Origin of the sequence: Phragmitibacter flavus, assembly GCF_005780165.1 — a bacterium.
Classification (GTDB): Bacteria; Verrucomicrobiota; Verrucomicrobiia; order Verrucomicrobiales; family Verrucomicrobiaceae; genus Phragmitibacter; species Phragmitibacter flavus.
In genome coordinates this window covers 1-17350 of record NZ_VAUV01000006.1, presented here as the reverse complement: position 1 = coordinate 17350, position 17350 = coordinate 1, and the positions used below count along the sequence as shown (strand labels likewise).

Genomic DNA, 17350 nt, shown 5'->3' with positions numbered 1-17350 from the left:
AGGTGGGAAGTCGGAAGTCGGAAGTGAAATTAGTCGAGGTAGCGGAAGTCGAGGGAGCCGAAGAGGGATTGGTAGAGGGCGGCCCAAGTCTGTTCGTCGGGGAGGGTGGAGGAGTCGAGGAAGTGCTGGCAGTGGTCGCGTTCGGTGGCGGTGGGGAGCCGGCTGAGGGTGGTGAGGAAGGCGTGGTCGAGTCGTTTTTCGTCGGTGGGCGTGGACGGGTTGGTGAGGGCGTGTTGGGCGGCTTGCTGGGATTGTTGGAGGACGAAGGGGTTGTTAAGGAAGTAGAGGGCCTGGGGGGCGACGGTGCTGGTTTGTCGCTGGCCTTGGGCGGTGTTGATGTCGCCGAAGTCGAAGATCTCGAAGATCTCGAGCCGGTTGTTGCGGAAGGCGGGAGTGTAGATGCTGCGTCGGGTGTCGTTGAACTGGTAGTGGTATTCGATGTTGGAGGCGGATTCTGAGGCGGCGTCGGTTTCGGAGGCACCTTCGATGTTGGTGCCGCCGATTTTGGGGTCGAGGGTGTTGGCGGCGATGAGGATGGTGTCGCGGATGGGTTCGGCGTCGAGACGTCGGCGATGGGCGTGGGAAAGAAGGCGGTTGTCGGGATCGGAAGGTTGGGTGCCGTGGGCGAGCTGCCAGGTGCGGGTGGTGAGGATCTGGCGGATGAGGGTTTTGGTGCTCCACTGGTTTTGAACGAGCTGTTGGGCGAGGTAGTCGAGGAGTTCGGGATGGCTGGGGGCGTCGCCGGTGGTGCCGAAGTTATCGGTGGTGCGGACGAGTCCGGCTCCGAAGAGGGCGTGCCAGATGCGGTTGACGAGCACGCGGGCAGTCAGGGGGTTTTGCGGATTGGTGAGCCATTCGGCGAGTTCGAGGCGACCGCTTTGGTGGTCGGGAATGGGCGGGTTTTGTGGGGTGACGACACTTAGGAATCCACGGGGGACGGTGGGACCGGGCTGGTGGACGTCGCCGCGTATGCGGATTTGTGTGGGGGCGATGGTGTCTTCTTCGCGAACGGTCATGGCGACGGGACGAAGGGAGCGCGTGGCCTTGAGTTCCTTTAGGGCGGACTCCTGCTCTTTGATTTGTTTTTGAAGGTCGCGAAGGGCGATATTGACCTGCGATTTGCCCTTTTGTTTGTCGGTGGGTTTGGCGGCGAGTTGGTCGCTGCTGCCTTCGGGGAGAAACTGGAGGAGGTCGACGGTGACAAAACCTTCGGTGCCTTCGTTGGAGATGATCAGGTAGGCGTCGCCGTCTTTTTCGAAGGTGAAGGTGCCGAGCGAGACGAAGCGGTTTTCGATGTCGGGGGTTTGGGTTTGGTCGACGTGGATGGTCTGGTCGCCGAGGGCATGGAAGATGTGGATGGGAACGTTTTTGGCGCGGTCATGTTGGGGGGTGTAGGCGAGGCGGATTTCGTAACGGCCGGAGGCGGGGAGTTTGGGGGTGAAGGTGAGGGTTTTGCTGCCTTTGCCGGTGTTTTGGTCGTGAAGATAACCTTCGCCGAAGTAGTGGGAGGAATAGCGGGAGTGTTTCCAATCGCCGTTGGCCTGGGCTTGGGAGTCGTCGAGGACGATGCCGGGGACTTCCTTGAGGGGGATGGGCTGGTTGGTTTTGAAGGCGAGGCCGGTGGTTTGGTCTTTGAGCTTGGCGAGCTGGTTTTTGTTTTGTTTGAGAGTTTTTTCGAGGGTGGTATAGCGGGTTTCGAGATCGTGGTGGTGTTTTTCCTGGTCGGGGGCGAGGGGAAGGGGAGTGGTGACCCAGGTGGCGACGTTTGCCTTATAGTCGGCGAGGGTGCGGGTGGAGGCGAAGATACCGGCGAGGGCGTAGTAGTCGGCGTGGGTGATGGGGTCGAATTTGTGGTCGTGACAGCGGGCGCAACTGATGGTCTGGCCGAGGAAGGCTTTGCCGAGGGTGTCGAGTTGTTCGTCGATGATGTCGAAGCGGAGCTGTTGTTTGTCCTGTTCTTCGTAGATGGTGGGGCCGAGGGCGAGGAAGCCGGTGGCGATGAGGTTGCGGGTGCGGTCGTCGGGAGTGGTGGCGGGAAGAAGGTCGCCGGCGATGTGTTCGCGGATGAGCTGGTCGAGGGGGCGGTCGTGGTTGAAGGCGTGGATGATGTAGTCGCGGTAGCGCCAGGCGTCTTTGAAGAGGAGGGTGCGTCCGCCGCCGCTGGATTCGGCGAAGCGGGGGATGTCGAGCCAGTGGCGGGCCCATTTTTCGCCGAAGTGGGGGGAGGCCATCAGTTCGTCGATGAGGGCAAGGATGGCGGCGGGTCGGTCGGTGCTTGCGTGCTTGGTGAATTGATCGATTTGGGTGGGGGTGGGGGGGAGGCCGATGAGATTGTAGGCGAGGCGGCGGACGAGGACTTCGGGGGCGGCGTCGGGGGCGGGGGTGAGGTGGTTTTGTTCGAGTTTGGCGAGGATGAAGTGGTCGATGGGATGGCTTGGCCAGCTGGGGTCGGCGACTTTGGGGAGATCCGGGTTTTGGATGGGGGTGTAGGACCAGAATTGCCGGCCTTGTTCAACAGTGGTGGCCATGGTGGGCCGTGGGGTGGAGGAGGCGGAGCTTTCGCGGGGATCGTGGGCTCCATTGGCAATCCAGGTGGTGAGAATGTGGATTTCGGAGTCAGAGAGTTTCTTTTTGGGGGGCATCTGGAGGTCGAGATCGCTCCAGGTGATGGCTTGGATGAGGAGGCTTTCTTCGGGCTGGCCGGGGATGATGGCGGGGCCGGTGTCGCCGCCGGTGGTCCAGTCGTGTTTGCTGTCGAGAGCGAGTCCGCCTTTGATTTTGGCGGTGTTGGAATGGCATTCGAAGCAGCGTTCGATAAGAATGGGGCGAACTTTTTTCTCAAAGAACTCGGTGGGGTCGGGTGCAGATGCCGCCAGGTTGCTGGCAAACAAGGCAAGGACCAGTGACAGGAGAAAGCGGATGAGGGGCGGATTCATGCAGGCGTGGGTATCCAGTTTAGTCCGATTGTGGGGATTTTGGACATTCGAAAATTACCAGTGGAAGGGGATACGGTGAAAGAGGTCGGAATTTCGCGTGAGGGTTGGGGTTTGACGGGGTGGGGTGACGGGGGCTATATCGACATTGTCTATGCCGCGTAAAACTGCCCTTCTGGGATGGAAAAGTTTTGTCTTTTTGTTCGCTCTCGCGCTGGCGCTGGGCGGAATGTATCGTTTTGCGGATCTCGGCAAGAAGCCGATGCACACGGATGAGGCGATCCTGGCGCTGAAAACGCAGGAGTTTTGGCGGACGGGATTTTTTAAGTATGATCCGAAGGACTACCACGGGCCATTTTTGCATGAGGCGACGCGGGCGATGGGGGTGGTGCGGGGGATGGATGCGGATGAGATGAACGAGCGGCGGTTTCGCGCGGTGGTGGCGATTTTCGGGTTCGCGATGATTTTGCTGCCGCTGTTTTTTTTGGATGTGCTGGGCAAGACGGGGACGGCGATGGCGGCGATTTTGTTGGCGGTGTCGCCGATGATGAATTTTTACAGCCGCTATTACATCATGGAGGTGCCGATGGTGTTTTTGGGTGGTTTGATGTTGGGAGCGTTGTGGAGCTGGACGAAATGGCGGAACGTCTGGTGGCTGCTGCTGGCGGGAGCCTGCATGGGGGCAATGCATGCCACGAAAGAGACGTTTGTTTTTCCAATGGCGGCGATTTTTGCCGGGGTGGTGGCGGTGAAGATGATGGGTGGGACGTTTGAGGCGAAGTCGACGAGGCTGACGTTCTCACCGAAGCGGGGCGGGGGTCGGGTGACGTGGCGTTCGTGGTTCTGGCTGGGCTTTTCAGCGACGGTGGTTTCGGTGTGGCAGTTTTCCAATGGGTTTCGCGAATGGACGGGAGTGTTGGAGAGTGCGACGACTTACTTGAGTTATTTGCAGAGGTCGGAGGGAAGCGGGCATGAGAAGCCGTGGACGTATTATCTTGGGGTGCTGTTCTGGCACAAAGATGGGTTTTTATGGACGGAGTTGATGACGGGGGTGCTGGCGTTGATGGGGATTTTAAGTGTGTTTTTCCAGCCGAAGCTGGCGAAGAATCTGCATGCGGCGCAGGTATTTCTGGCGGTTTACACGGTGGTGTTGCTGGCGCTTTATTCGTTGATTCCCTACAAGACGCCGTGGACGATTCTTGGAGTGAATTTTGCGCTGCCTCTGCTCGCGGGGTTGGGGGTGAGGTGGGTGTTCGTGTCAACAGGGCCGTGGATTTTGAAGGCGCTGTGGTTGCTGATTTTGACGGGCGGGGTTTATCATCTGTGTCAGCAAACGAGCATGGCGACCGACTACAAGTTTCCTGGTGAGGTGAGGTATTCGGCGGACTCACGGAATCCTTATGTGTATTCGCACACGACGACCAATTTCCTCAAGCTGGTGGATTTGGTGGAGGATTTGAAGGAGCATCATCCTGATGGCAACGACATGGCGGTGTATGTGGTGCAGCGGGAATTTGGCTGGCCGCTGGCGTGGTATTTGAGGGACATGCCGCGGGTGTCTTATGTGGACCAGTTTCCGGTGAAGCTGGATGCGCCAGTGGTGGTGGTGGATCTGGATCAGGAGGGCAAAGCGTGGGAGATATTGAGTTCGACGGCGGAGGCCGGGCCGGTGCCGGATTATGTCACCAGCGTGTTTGGATTGCGTCCGGGAACGAACCTGGCGGTGTTGGTGAGGGAGGATCTTTGGAACAAACGCGAGGCTAAACGTGAGGCAATTCGACCGGGGAGACGCGATTGAATAGGGTGATGGAAGGGCGCCGATTTTTTAAATATCACCATCTGGCGATGGCCACGCAGTTTGAAGTGGTGATTGCGGAAGATGAGGGGGTTGATGAGGCTTATGCGGCGAGTTCGGCGCAGGCAGCGTTCGCGGAGATTGACCGGCTGGAGGATGAGTTGAGTCGATACTTGCCGATGAGTGACATTGCGCGGATCCAGCAGTTGAGGGCAGGAGAACATGCACCGGTGGGATTGGCGGCGATGGATTGTTTGCAACTCGCGGCGTTGGTGCAGGCGGAAACCGCTGGGGCGTTTGACATTTCCGTAGGGCCGTTGATGGGCATTTATCGCAACCAGGACGGGACACCGCGCACGCCACAGCCGGGGGAGATTGAAGAGGCGAGAACGCGGATCGGAGCGAAGGTTTATAAGGTTGAGGAAGAAGGATTTGTAAGGGCACTGGTGGATTTTCCGGCGTTGGATTTGGGGGCGATCGGCAAAGGGTATGCGTTGGATCAGGCCGCCGCGTTGTTATTGGAGTGGCAGGTGACTCGGGTGTTGTTGAATGCGGGTGACAGCACGGTTTTGGCGATGCAATCGCCCCCGGGGATGAGCGGTTGGGCGGTGAATGTGGGCAATGCGCAGCGGGTTTCGTTGAGCTTGTGTGAGCGGGCGGTGAGCGGCAGCGGATTTCAGGTGAAGGGCGGGCACATCATGAATCCGCGGACCATGGAGCCATTGCCGGTGAAGGCGGAGCGAGTTTGGGCTTTGGCACCGACGGCGGCGTTGTCCGATGCGATGTCGACGGCGTTTGCGGTGATGGAGGCGGGGGAGATTGTGAAGCTGTGCGCAAGAATTCCGGAGATTGAGGCGATTGGTGATTAGGAAATGATTTCCTCACTAAAGCCGGTCCATTTGTTGGAGAATGAAAAATGCCGTCACCTGTTGAAGATAGGCTCGATCAGATCCGCAGTGGTGGGTGTGTTTTTGTTGGGGTTATTGCGGTGGCCTTTGCGTTATTAACCATCTTCTTGTTTACGTGGGGTTGGGCCTGGGCTTTGGGGGCCAACGAGCGGACGGAAATGATCAGCACGATGGTGTGCGGATGGATTTATTTGCTGGGGTCGATGGTATTTTTTCGGATCCGCGTGAGTGCTTGCTGGCTCCTTTTCTGGGGAGTTCTTCTCAACGCGATTGGGGGTTATGTTTGGGTGCCGGGGTTGCGCTACCTCGACAAGGGCGGGGTGTTGCTCGCCTTGCCGGGACTGGCCTTGATGGCGTGTTGGATTGCTCTTGTTCGCGCGGTGTTTGCGAAGAGCAAGGTTTGACAACTGAAGCGGACAGGAATGTCCGCACTCCTTTAGACCGTGAGGAACTTTTTGACGACGTCGTCGGTCAGTTCGGTCATCGGGCCGGCGGAGGCGACGGCGCCGCGTTCGAGGATGGCGTAGGTGTCGCCGAGTTCTTTGCAGAAATCGAGGTATTGCTCGACGAGGAGAATACTCATCTTGCCTTCTTCACGAAGCATTTTGATGGCGTCGCCAATCTGGTCGATGATGTTGGGCTGGATGCCTTCGGTGGGTTCATCGAGGATGAGGAGTTTCGGCTCGGTGAGAAGGGCGCGGCCGATGGCGAGTTGCTGTTGCTGACCACCGGAGAGCTGACCACCTTTGCGAGGGAGGAACTCTTTGATGATGGGGAAAAGCGTGAAGATGCGCTCGAGTTCGGACTTGAGCTTTCTGCCACGCGCGATGGCGCCGATGTGCAGGTTTTCTTCAACGGTGAGGTGGGGGAAGATTTCGCGGCCTTGGGGGACGTAGCCGAGTCCGGTGAGGGCGCGGTTGTCGGTGGTGAGTTTGGTGAGTTCGATGCCGTCGAAGTTGATGGTGCCGTTGTTGGCGGCGAGCAGTCCGACGATGGCTTTCAAGGTGGAGGTTTTGCCGACGCCGTTACGACCCATGAGACAGAAGACGGATTTGGTCGGAACATCAAGGTTGATGCCACGCAGGATGCGACTGCCGCCGATTGAGGCTTCGAGGTTGCGGATTTCGAGGACGTTGGACATGGAAGAAGAAAGGATAAAGGCGAAAGGAAAAAGGATAAAAAAGGCTGAAGTGGGTGGTGTGGTTCGTTAATGTTTCGATTTGCGGCCGAGGTAGACTTCGATGACGCGTTCGTCGTTTTGCACGTGGTCGACGGCACCTTCGCAGAGAACGTGGCCCTGGTGGAGGACGGTGACGCGGCGGCCTTGGGAGATTTGGCGGACGAAGGTCATGTCGTGTTCGATGACGACGATGGTGTGTTTGCCGGCGAGGGAGAGGAGGAGTTCGCCGGTGCGGTAGGTTTCTTCGTCGGTCATGCCAGCGGCGGGCTCATCGACGAGCAGCAGCTTGGCATCCTGGGCGAGGAGCATGCCGATCTCGAGCCACTGCTTCTGGCCGTGGGCAAGGGCTCCGCCTTTCCAATCGGCTTTGTCCTGAAGCTTGATGGTCTTGAGGATTTCGTAGATTCGGTCCTTTTGGTCCGGGCTGACTTTGCTGAAAAGGCTTTTCCAGACGGAACGGGAACCGGCGAGACTGAGGACAAGGTTTTCGTAAACGGTGTGGTCGGTGTAGACGGTGGGAGTTTGGAATTTGCGACCGATGCCGAGACGGTAGATCTCGTATTCGTTCATGCTGATGAGGTCATGGCTGTCCTCAAAAAGCATGGTGCCGGTGTCGGGTTTGGTGCGACCGGTGATGAGGTCAAGGAAGGTGGTTTTGCCGGCACCGTTGGGTCCGATGACGGTGCGCAGTTCACCAACGTCGAGATAGAAAGAGAGGTCACGGATGGCCTGGAATCCCTGAAAGGATTTGTTAAGGCCTTCGGCGGCGAGGAGGAAAGGTGTTTGGGCGACGCTCATTTGCTGGCGATGTTGGAGGCGGGTGCGGAAGTGGAGGGGGCGTTGGTTTCAGTGACGGCGTCGCTGATGGCGAGGTCGTCCCCCGGTGGCGAGGGGCTGGGATCGGGCTCGTCCTTGGGTCGCCATTTGGCCCAGTAGGATTTCAACTGGGCAGGCAGACCGACGAGGCCTTTGGGCATGAAGAGCACGGCGAACATGAAGGTGAGGCCGAGGATGAAGAGCCAGAGGTCGGGATATTCGCGGGAGGCCCAGCTTTTGAGGCTGTTGACACCGACGGCACCAATGATGGGTCCAACGATGGTGCCGCGTCCACCAATGGCGCACCAGACGACGGCTTCGAGGGATTTGACGGTGGTCATTTCACCGGGGTTGATGATGCGCACCTGAGTGACGAACAGGGCACCCCCGATGGCGGCGATCATGGCGGACAGGACGAAGATGAAGAGCTTGTAGTGGGCAGACGCGTAGCCGGAGAAAAGCACGCGGTTTTCGCTGTCGCGAATGGCACGTTGGACGAGGCCGAATTTGGTGTTGTTGAGCCAGCGGAGACCGATGTAGGTGAGCAGCACGGTGAGGGCGGTGATGACGTAGAGCGTGCGCTGGGTTTCATCGCTGCGGATGTCATAGCCGAGAATGGTGCGGAAGTCGGTGAAGCCGTTGTCACCGCCCATGCGCAGTTCCTGACGGGAGAAGAGCAGGTAGGCACCATAAGTGAGGGCCTGGGTGAGGATGGAGAAATAAACGCCTTTGATGCGGGAGCGGAAGGCGAGGAAACCGAAGGCAAGCGCCAGCAGGCCGGGAACGATGAGCACCATGGCCACCGCAAAAGGGAAGCTGGAGAAGGGTTGCCAGATGGCGGGGAGGCTGTCTTTGAATCCGAGGAATCCGAGGAAGGGAGGGATGCCGTTGAAGTCGATGGCCCGCATCAGATACATTCCGAGCATGTAACCACCGAGACTGAAGAAGAGGGCCTGGCCGAGACTTAGGAGACCCATGTAACCCCATAACATGTCGACGGAGATGGCGAGCAGCGCGAAGGAGAAGTATTTGCCCCAGATGCTGAGGGTGAAGTTACTGATCACCCCGTTGGAGTTGAGAATCGGGAACACGACGATCATCAGAATGGCGATGATGCCGACGATGATGATCTCGGCCTTGCGCCTGTTGTTGAAGAAGGTGCTGGTGGTTAGGGACATGTTGAAAGGATAAAGGCTAAGGGATAAAGGCTAAAGAATGAGACTGAAGCTGACGCTTTAGTCGAGGCTGCGGCTGCGGGTGACGAAGATGCCGGCGGGGCGCCATTGCAGGAAGAGGATGATGGCGAGCAGCACGAGCACTTTGCCCATGACTGGGTTGAGCAGGATTTGCTGGATCGATTGATCGGCGAGGCCGATGCCAACGGCGCTGACGACGGTGCCGACGAGGTTGCCGACGCCGCCAACAACCACCGTCATGAAGCAGTCGACAATGTAAGTCTGGCCGAGGGACGGGCCGACGTTGCCGATTTGGCTGAGGAAGGCACCGGCGAGTCCGGCGAGTCCGGAGCCGAGGCCGAAGGTCATCATGTTAACGCGGTTGGTGCGGACGCCCATGCAGGCGGCCATGTTGCGGTTTTGCATGACCGCGCGGATGAGGAGGCCGAGCGGCGTTTTGGTGAGGATAAGCCAGACGCCGAAGACGATGAGGATGGCAAAACCAATGACGAAGACGCGGTTCCAGTTGAACACGATGTCGTTGATGGTCCAGTTGCCGCTGAGATAAACGGGGCTGCTGACTTGCACGTTATTGGCACCGAAGGTGAGACGGAACAGCTGTTGCAGAACGAGGGAAACACCCCAGGTGGCGAGAAGACTTTCGAGTGGACGGCTGTAGAGGAATTGAATGACCCCGCGTTCGAGGAGGATGCCGACACCGGCGGCAACGATGAAGCTAAGAGGCAACGCGAACAGGAAGTAAGTTTGATACCAAGCTCCGGTGGCGTGCATGCCGGGGATCATGATGGAGAAGCCGAAAGGAGAGAGGGCGAGACCGGCCCCGAACACGTTTTGAACGACATAAGTGGTGTAGGCACCAACGGCGATCATTTCCCCGTGGGCCATGTTGATGACACCCATGAGACCGAAGGTGATGGCAAGGCCGAGGGAGGCAATGAGAAGAATGCTGCCAAGGCTGGTGCCGCGGAAGATGGTGCCGAAGAAGTTTACGAAGGAACGGTGGCTATCTACGGATTTGAGGGCGGCGGTGGCAGCGGCGACAAGCTCGGGGTTGTTGGCGGTTTCCGCTTGTTTCAACCCGGCGGTGATGAGGTCGTAGCTGCCAAGGGTTTGAAGTTCTTGAAGGAGTTGAAAGCCTTCCAGTTTAACTTTGTCATCGGGTGATTTGATTTTGACGAGTCCGACGGCTTCTTTCACGCCCTTGAGAACTTCGGGATCGGTCTCTGCTTCAAGTCGTTTTTCCAGAAGAGGAAGTTTTTCTAGGGCTTGTGAGTAACCGACTGTTTTGGCGGCTTGCAGGCGTTTGACCGGATCGGTGGCACCGAGTTCAAGAACGTCGAGAACGCCTTTGATGGCGCGGCGGATGCCGATGTTGGTTTTGACGGAGGTTAGCTGATCGGCCTTGAGTCGAACGGGTTGGCCAGCGGGGTCGACCAGCGGCTGACCATCGGAAATCTTCGTGACGGCAGCCGTGCCTGCCGCGTCTTTTTCGGCCCCTAGCTCGATGGCGATCGGGGCTCCTTCTGGTGGGGTGTAGAGAAAATATTGACCATCGCTCCAGGCGCTGAGCAAACCTGGAATGGTATCGTCGGCCTGCAGGCTGAGGCTGCCGATCAGGTCACGTTTTTTGGCCTGATCTTCTTCAACGATGGCGTCGTTGATGATTTGTCGGGCGGGAGCTTGGCCTTGCGCAGTGGTAAGAGCGTGGGCGAGGAAGAGAAGACATGACAAGGCAACGGCTGACAATTTCATCAGTGGGCCTGATAAGCGTGAACTGTTCCAACTTTGGAAAGAATGATGATGGAATTTTTTCTATCACAGACCCTCAATGACGCACGATGTCCCTTTGTTAGCGGTTGGTGCGGTCGCTCGACGCGCGGTGGAGGAAATTACGCGAGGAGGTCTTTGATGATGTGGCCGTGGACGTCGGTGAGGCGGAAGTCACGACCGGCGTGGCGGTAAGTGAGCTTTTCGTGGTCCATGCCGAGTTGATGGAGGATGGTGGCGTGAAGGTCGTGGACTTCAACGGGATTGGATTCGGTGTAACGTCCGATATCGTCGGTGCTGCCGTGGATGTGACCGGGTTTGAAACCGCCACCGGCGAGCCAGATGCTGAAGCAGTCGCGGTGGTGACCTCGTCCGTTTTTGCCTTCCTTGGCCGGGGTGCGGCCGAATTCGGTGGCCCAAAGGATGATGGTGTCGTCGAGCATGCCGCGTTGTTTGAGGTCGGTGATGAGGGCGGCGGTGGGCTGGTCGACGTTGTAGGCGAGGTCGGCGTGTTCTTTCATGTCGCCGTGGGAGTCCCAGTTGGGGCGGGAGCCGGTGTCGATGAGTTCGATGAAACGAACGCCGCGTTCGGCGAGGCGGCGGGCGACGAGGCATTGCCAGGCGAAGTCGGCACCGGGGCCTTTGGTTTTGCGGTCGAGGCCGTAGAGGTTGCGGATGTGGGCGGGTTCCTGGGTGAGGTCGAAGGCTTCGGGTGCGGCCTGTTGCATGTGGGCGGCGGTTTCGAAGGACTTGATGCGGGCGGCGAGCGCGCTGTCGTGGCGACGGGCGTCGAAGTGTTTTTGGTTGAGGGTGTGGACGAGGTCGAGTTCGGTGGACTGAAGGTGGCGTGTGGCGGCGGGGGCGGTGAGGTTGGCGATGGGGTTGTCGCCGGGGATGACGCGGGTGCCTTGGTGGATGGCGGGGAGGAAGTCGCTGGCGTAAACTTGCGTGCCGCCATAGGGGAGGTGCGGGGCGATGACAACGAAGCTGGGGAGGTTTTGATTGAAGGTGCCGAGGCCGTAGCTGACCCAAGAGCCGATGCTGGGGCGGGCGAAGGTGGGGGAGCCGGTGTGCATGCCGAGGGTGGCTTCGCTGTGGTCGAAGTGGGAGGCTTTCATGCTGCGGACGAGGCAGACTTCGTCCATGACATCGCGCAGGTGGGGGAAGATGTCGCTGACCTGGGTGCCGCAACGGGAATTGGGTTGGGCGCCGAAGAGGTTGCCCATGAGTTTGTCGGAGCCGCTGCCGTCGCGTTTGGAAGTGAGGGGTTTGGGATCGAAGGTATCGATGTGGGAGACGCCGCCAGTGGCGTAGATCATGATGAGGCGTTTCGCCTTGGCTTTTTGGTGGGAGCCGCGCGGGGCGATCGGGTTGGGATTGTCGCTTGCGAGAAGTTCGGAGAGCAGGCCGGGCATGAGCAGCGAGCTGCTGAACATGGAGCGGAGGACCTGGCGGCGGGTGTGGGAGTGCATGGGCGGCTTGATCGGTTAATCGATGTAGATGAACTCGTTGGTGCGGAGGAGGGAGCGGATGAGGCTGGACCAGGCGGCGGTGGGATCGTGATCGGTTTTGTGGAGGAGGGTTTCGAGGTGCGAAAGGAGGAGTTGGGTTTCGTCGTTGGTGGGAGGGCGGGCGAGGAGGGTGAGATAGGTGTGGTGGAGGCGTTGGGAGTCGCTGAGTTTTAGAGAAGTGAGGTTGCTGGCGAGGTGGGTGGCTTGTTGGTGGAGGAAGTCGTTATTGACGAAGAAGAGGGCCTGGAGGGAGGTGACGGACTGGTCGCGGGTGGTGGTGCAGACGTTGGGATCGGGTCCGTCGAAGGTTTGGGTGTAGGGCTGGGCGGTGAGGCGTTTGGTGAGTTGGTAAAGGCTGCGTTTGTTGCTGGGGTAGTCGTCTTTGAAGGGGTGATGCTGGGTGTATTTCCAGTTTTTGCTTGGAGGGATTGGGTAGGGTTTGGTTTGTGGGGTGGGGTCGAGCTGACCACTGACAAGCAGGAGGGTGTCGCGGATGGATTCGGCGTCGAGACGCTGGCGGTTGAATTTCCAGAGGAGCTGGTTGGTGGGGTCGCGGGTGAGGTTGGATTCGTGATCCTGGTCGTGGCTGGAAAGCTGGTAAGTGCGGGAAGTCATGATGAGGCGGTGGAGGTGTTTGATGGAGCCGCCGTTGTTGAGGAATTCTTGAGCGAGCCAGTCGAGCAGTTCAGGATGGGTGGGCGGGGTGCCGCGCAGGCCGAAGTCGCTGGGGGTGGGGACGAGGCCGGTGCCGAAGTGGCGTTGCCAGATCCGGTTGACGATGACGCGGGCGGTGAGGGGGTTGTCGGGATGGGTGATCCATTGGGCGAGCTGGAGCCGACCACTGGTAGTATTGGCGAGGGCGGGCGGGAGTTGCTGGCCGCCGAGAATGTCGGGAAATTTGCGTGGGACTTCGGCGCCGGGGCGTTCGGGTTCGCCTTTGATTTGGATGCGGGCGTTGACGGGTTTGGCTTCGCGGACGGCGTAAGCAGCGGGGATGGGGGGGAGTTGTTTGAGATGGGCGGCGAGGTTTTCACCTGCTTTGCGGGTTTGGAGGTAGAGGGACTGGAGCTCGCGTTGGGCTTTGCGTTGTTGGTCGATGGTGGTTTGGGTTTCGAGGGCGGCGTTGGCGATGGCTCTTTGTTCGGATTTGGCGAGCAAGTCTTCGAGGGCGCGGGTGAGTTGATCGGTTTTTTTCTGGTGGGGCGCGAGGGTTTTGTCGACGTCGGAAGCGGGGATGAGGGGGATAAGATCGCGCTGGGTTTGGAAGAGTTCGATGCCGGGGAAGGGGTAGCGGGTGCTGGCGAAGATGCCGTAGAGACCGTAGTAGTCGCGGGCGCTGATGGGGTCGAATTTGTGGTCGTGACAGCGGGCGCAACTGATCGTGAGGCCGAGCATGGTGCGGCCGAGGTTGTCGAGGGTGTCTTCGATGGTGAGGTGTTGGGGGTAACCTTCGACGAGGGAGCCGAAGCGGCGCGCCATGGCGAGGTAGCCGGTGGCGATGGTGAGGCGGTTGCGTTCCTCCTGGTTGGCGGCAGGGAGGAGGTCGCCGGCGAGTTGTTCGGTGATAAACTGGGCGTAGGGGAGGTCCTGGTTGAAGGCGTCGATGAGGTAGTTGCGATAGAGGTAGGCCTGGGGGATGGGGAAGTCGGAGTTGTCGCCTGCCGTGTCGGCGTAACGGATCCAATCCATCCAGTGGCGGCCCCAGCGTTCGCCGTAGGTGGGTCGGTTGAGGAGGCGGTCGATGAGGGCGGCGTAGGCGGTTTGGGGGTTGGCGAGGGGGTCGCAGGCCTTGACGAAGGCGGTGACTTCATCGACGGTGGGTGGGAGACCGGTGAGGTCGTAGGTGGCGCGGCGGATGAGGGCGGCGGGTGCGGCGTCGGAAACGGGAGTGAGGTTGACGGATTCGCGTTTGGCCTGGATGAATTGGTCTAGCGGAGAGCGGGGCCAGGAGGGGTCTTTGACGGCAGGGGGAGGAGTGGGGATAAGGGGTTGAAAGGACCAGTGGTTTTTGCCGGGTTCTGAATCAGCGTTGGCGGTAATGGCATCGGCGCTTTCGGGCCAGGAGGCACCAGATTGGATCCATCGGGTAAGGAGGTTGATTTCGGTCTGGCTAAGGCGGTCACCTTTTGGGGGCATCTGGTCCTTGGGATGGGTGGAGGAAATGCGGGCGAGAAGCTGGCTTTTTGTCGGATCGCCGGGAACGATGGCGTGGTGGCCGGAGTCGGCTTGGGAGAAGGCGGCGACCTTGCTGTCGTAGCGCAAGGCGCCGTTTTGTTCATCGGGGCCGTGGCATTTGACACAGTGTTGATTGAAAATGGGTTGGATGTCGCGGGTGAAGTCAACTCGATTTTCGGCGCGGAGGGTGGTGCTGAGTAACAGCCACAGCAGGAGAACGCTGGCAGGGAGGCCAGTCGCGCGAAATAGGGCGGGCGAGAAGGGCATGGAAGTTTCAGTTAGTGCCATCTGGCGCATGCACGGAACGGTGATACGCAAGGATATATTGCGCATGTTCGGTGATTTCGTGCAATGGCAAAGAACTCGTGTTGCGAAGTGATGTTGATCGAGTGCAAAAATCGCTACTCTTTTGAAAAATGAAAAAGGCGGGCTCCTTTGGGGAGCCCGCCTTGAGGTAGACGATGGTTGAAGTAAACTAACGGGAGGTTAGATCACTTGAATTTGCCTTTGAGCCATGGCTCGCCGAACACGTCTTTGAATTCTTTGAGGATGTCGAACTGACCTTCGGTGGTGGTTTCGCCGATGAAGACGTTTTTGGTCAAGTGCATGTTAGGCTGGGTGGTGACTTTGCCGCCAGGGCCTTCAAAGCTGATGCCGCTTTTCCAAGCTTCACGAACTTTGTCGACTTCAAAGCTGCCGGCTTTTTCGACGGCGGCTTTCCAAAGGTAAACACCGACATAGCTGAGCACCATTGGGGAGCAGGTCACGCGACCTTCTTTAACAATGCCAGGAACGGTGGACTTGGCGAGCCAGGCTTGGAAGTCGGCAACGAACTTTTTGTTGGCAGGGGTGTCGATGGACATGAAGTAGGTCCAGCAACCGAGCTGACCGGCGAGGTCCTTGGCAGGGAGGCCGCGGAATTCGTCTTCGGAGATCGAGAAGGAAACCACAGGAGCGGTTTCAGCGGTCAGACCGGCGGCGGCGTATTCCTTGAAGAAAGGAACGTTGGTGTCGCCGTTGAGGGTGCTGATGACGGCGGCTTCTCCACCGGCGGCAAACTGCTTGATTTCAGCAATGATTTGCTGGTAGTCGGTGTGGCCGAATCCGGTGTATTTCCCTGCGGAAATGATTTTGCCGCTGGCGTCTTTGGTGAAACCGCCGCCGATGTTTTCGATCGGCACGCCTTTGCTGAGGAGATACTCAAGAAGGACGAGGTTGGTGGTTTGTGGGTAGACGTAGTCGGTGCCGATGAGATAGAATTTTTTGTAACCTTGCTCGAGGAGGTAGTCGACGGCAGGGGTGGCCTGCTGGTTGACGGCCTCGGCGGTGTAGGCAACGTTTTTGCTTTCTTCTTCACCTTCGTATTGCACGGGGTAGAAAAGAAGGCCGTTGTTGGTCTCATAAACGGGAAGAACGGATTTTCGGCTCACGGAAGTCCAGCAACCGAAGGTGACGGCGACTTTTTCGACTTCGAGGAGTTCTTTGGCTTTTTCGGCGAAGAGCGGCCAGTCGGAAGCTCCGTCGACGACAACAGGCTCAATTTTTTTGCCGAGGACGCCACCAGCGGCGTTGATTTCGTCAAAAGCAAACATGAGGATGTCGCGCAGGGACGTCTCGCTGATGGCCATGGTGCCACTCAAGGAGTGAAGCACACCGACTTTGACGGTTTCCTGAGCGGAGACATTGGTGGTGGCAAGGGCACCCGTGGCGAGTGAAGCTGCAAGCAGGGAGTTGAAAAATCGTCTATTCATGGATGTTGGGGATATAGTTATTTGACGTTATTTTGGCGGAGAAAAGGGAGGGCAAGGATTGGCCTCACCCTCCCTAAAGAACCGGTCGGAACCGGGAAGAATTAGAAGGTGACGACGATGCCCGCGAAACCGGTGATGAACGCGTCATCAGGGTTGGTTGGGATCACGCTGTCATTGGTGTAGTAGCCGGTAACTCCGAGGGAGAGGTTGACGTGCTCAACGAGGGGGATGCTGGCGGCAACACCTGCGGAGGCGTAAGCGAAGCCGGCGTCTCCACCGTGGAAGTCTTCCGTAGCGGCTGCTGCGGTGATTGGGAACGAGATGGTCACAGGACCGGCTTCGATGCTAGGAGCGATGCCGAGGACACCGACGACGCCGTTGTCAAGGCCGAGGCCGTTGTCAACGCGACCGTGCACCAAGATGCTTGGGGCAAGGAAGTGATCGAAGGCGACTTTGAAGTCGACGATGCGCTCGGCGTCACCAGCATAGATCCACTCCTGATAAAGGAGGGTGAAGGTGACCGGGCCGGTTGCGTAGGACAGACCTGCCCACACGTCGATTTCCTGGACGTTGCTGCCAATGCTGGACTCAGCCTTGTCATTCACATCCCACCAGGTTCCGATGATGGCGGAGAGGCCACCACCAAGATTGAAAACGAGTTCCAATGATGGGTGGAAAAGCACGTCGTCAAAATCGTTACCACCACCCCAGACGTCAAAGCCGTAGGAGATGAAGTGAGTGTCGGCGATGAACGAGAGGGTTCCGGTGACGAAGGGATCTTCTTCAACGGGAGCCACTGGCTCAACGGTTTTGCTGGTCATGGTGCCAGCAAATGCTGCCGGGGAGAGCAGAGCGGCGGCCGCGAGGACGCAGCTCGTTTTGACGAGTTTGTTGTTCCACTTATTAATCAATGATTTCATGCAGTGTTCCTTTCTTGGTTGTTGTTGTTGTCTTGCGACCTGCCAGATCGCAAAGACTTGCAAAGCATCCGCAATGCCAGCCAAAGATGTTTTTTGAATAATTGTTATTTGGTCGTGGAGATTAGAATAATTGTCGCGATGGGATGATTGAGTTAGTGGGGTGATGTTGGGTTCGGTTGAGGTCTGCAGTGGGCAGTGGGCAGTGGGCAGTGGGCAGTGGGCAGTGGGCAGTGGGCAGTGGGCAGTGGGCAGTGGGCAGTGGGCTGGGGGCTGTTGGCAGTGGGGGGATGGTGGTGGGGGGTGCAGGGGGGGCGGTGGGCGGTGGGGGGTGGGGAGTCGGCGGTGAGGGCTGCGGAGTGGGGGGTGGACTCTTGTGGGGGTGTTGTGTGCTGTTTGGG

General features: G+C 58.7%; 12 protein-coding genes and 1 pseudogene. 4 read left to right on the top strand and 9 right to left on the bottom strand.

What is annotated here, in order from left to right:
* Nucleotides 1–29 precede the first annotated feature (29 nt).
* A complete protein-coding gene (locus FEM03_RS08455) occupies nucleotides 30–2936 on the bottom strand; it encodes a DUF1553 domain-containing protein (protein ID WP_138085773.1) in 2907 nt (968 codons plus the stop codon).
* A gap of 151 nt (nucleotides 2937–3087) precedes the next feature.
* Here FEM03_RS08455 and FEM03_RS08450 point away from each other — a divergent pair, with 151 nt between their 5' ends.
* The 3 genes from FEM03_RS08450 to FEM03_RS08440 are packed head-to-tail and all read left to right on the top strand — an operon-like array spanning nucleotide 3088 to nucleotide 6040.
* A complete protein-coding gene (locus tag FEM03_RS08450) occupies nucleotides 3088–4731 on the top strand; it encodes a flippase activity-associated protein Agl23 (protein WP_138085772.1) in 1644 nt (547 codons plus the stop codon).
* 47 nt (nucleotides 4732–4778) lie between these two features.
* Nucleotides 4779–5597, top strand: a complete 819-nt coding sequence (locus tag FEM03_RS08445) for an FAD:protein FMN transferase (protein WP_166442731.1) — start codon at nucleotides 4779–4781, stop codon at nucleotides 5595–5597.
* 47 nt (nucleotides 5598–5644) lie between these two features.
* On the top strand, nucleotides 5645–6040 hold the full coding sequence (locus FEM03_RS08440) for a hypothetical protein (protein WP_138085770.1): 396 nt from the start codon (nucleotides 5645–5647) through the stop codon (nucleotides 6038–6040).
* 32 nt (nucleotides 6041–6072) lie between these two features.
* On the opposite strand, the gene urtE is transcribed toward FEM03_RS08440, so the two are convergent.
* From urtE to FEM03_RS24365, 8 genes are all read right to left on the bottom strand, one after another.
* Nucleotides 6073–6777 carry an urea ABC transporter ATP-binding subunit UrtE gene (gene urtE, locus FEM03_RS08435; protein WP_138085769.1) on the bottom strand — a complete coding sequence of 235 codons (705 nt, stop codon included), beginning with the start codon at nucleotides 6775–6777 and terminating at the stop codon, nucleotides 6073–6075.
* A gap of 66 nt (nucleotides 6778–6843) precedes the next feature.
* Nucleotides 6844–7614, bottom strand: coding sequence for an urea ABC transporter ATP-binding protein UrtD (gene urtD / locus FEM03_RS08430; protein WP_138085768.1), 771 nt, complete (start codon nucleotides 7612–7614; stop codon nucleotides 6844–6846).
* Nucleotides 7611–8810: an urea ABC transporter permease subunit UrtC gene (gene urtC, locus FEM03_RS08425; protein WP_138085767.1), complete on the bottom strand. Its 1200-nt coding sequence runs from the start codon at nucleotides 8808–8810 to the stop codon at nucleotides 7611–7613. The genes urtD and urtC overlap by 4 nt, the downstream gene beginning before the upstream one ends.
* 57 nt (nucleotides 8811–8867) lie before the next feature.
* Nucleotides 8868–10580, bottom strand: coding sequence for an urea ABC transporter permease subunit UrtB (gene urtB, locus FEM03_RS08420; RefSeq protein WP_138085766.1), 1713 nt, complete (start codon nucleotides 10578–10580; stop codon nucleotides 8868–8870).
* A 137-nt stretch (nucleotides 10581–10717) separates the two neighbouring features.
* Entirely contained in the window at nucleotides 10718–12067 is a 1350-nt protein-coding gene (locus FEM03_RS08415) for a DUF1501 domain-containing protein (RefSeq protein WP_138085765.1), read from the bottom strand.
* A gap of 15 nt (nucleotides 12068–12082) precedes the next feature.
* The gene (locus FEM03_RS08410) at nucleotides 12083–14548 is read right to left on the bottom strand and encodes a PSD1 and planctomycete cytochrome C domain-containing protein (RefSeq protein ID WP_166442730.1); all 2466 of its coding nucleotides are present in this window, start codon (nucleotides 14546–14548) and stop codon (nucleotides 12083–12085) included.
* Between the two features lie 224 nt (nucleotides 14549–14772).
* Nucleotides 14773–16032, bottom strand: a complete 1260-nt coding sequence (locus tag FEM03_RS08405) for a transporter substrate-binding protein (RefSeq protein ID WP_138085763.1) — start codon at nucleotides 16030–16032, stop codon at nucleotides 14773–14775.
* Between the two features lie 101 nt (nucleotides 16033–16133).
* On the bottom strand, nucleotides 16134–16952 hold the full coding sequence (locus FEM03_RS24365; protein ID WP_166442729.1) for a hypothetical protein: 819 nt from the start codon (nucleotides 16950–16952) through the stop codon (nucleotides 16134–16136).
* A 176-nt stretch (nucleotides 16953–17128) separates the two neighbouring features.
* On the opposite strand from FEM03_RS24365, the pseudogene FEM03_RS24730 reads away from it, so the two are divergent.
* Nucleotides 17129–17350 (top strand): annotated as a pseudogene (locus FEM03_RS24730) (hypothetical protein); the annotation flags it as partial.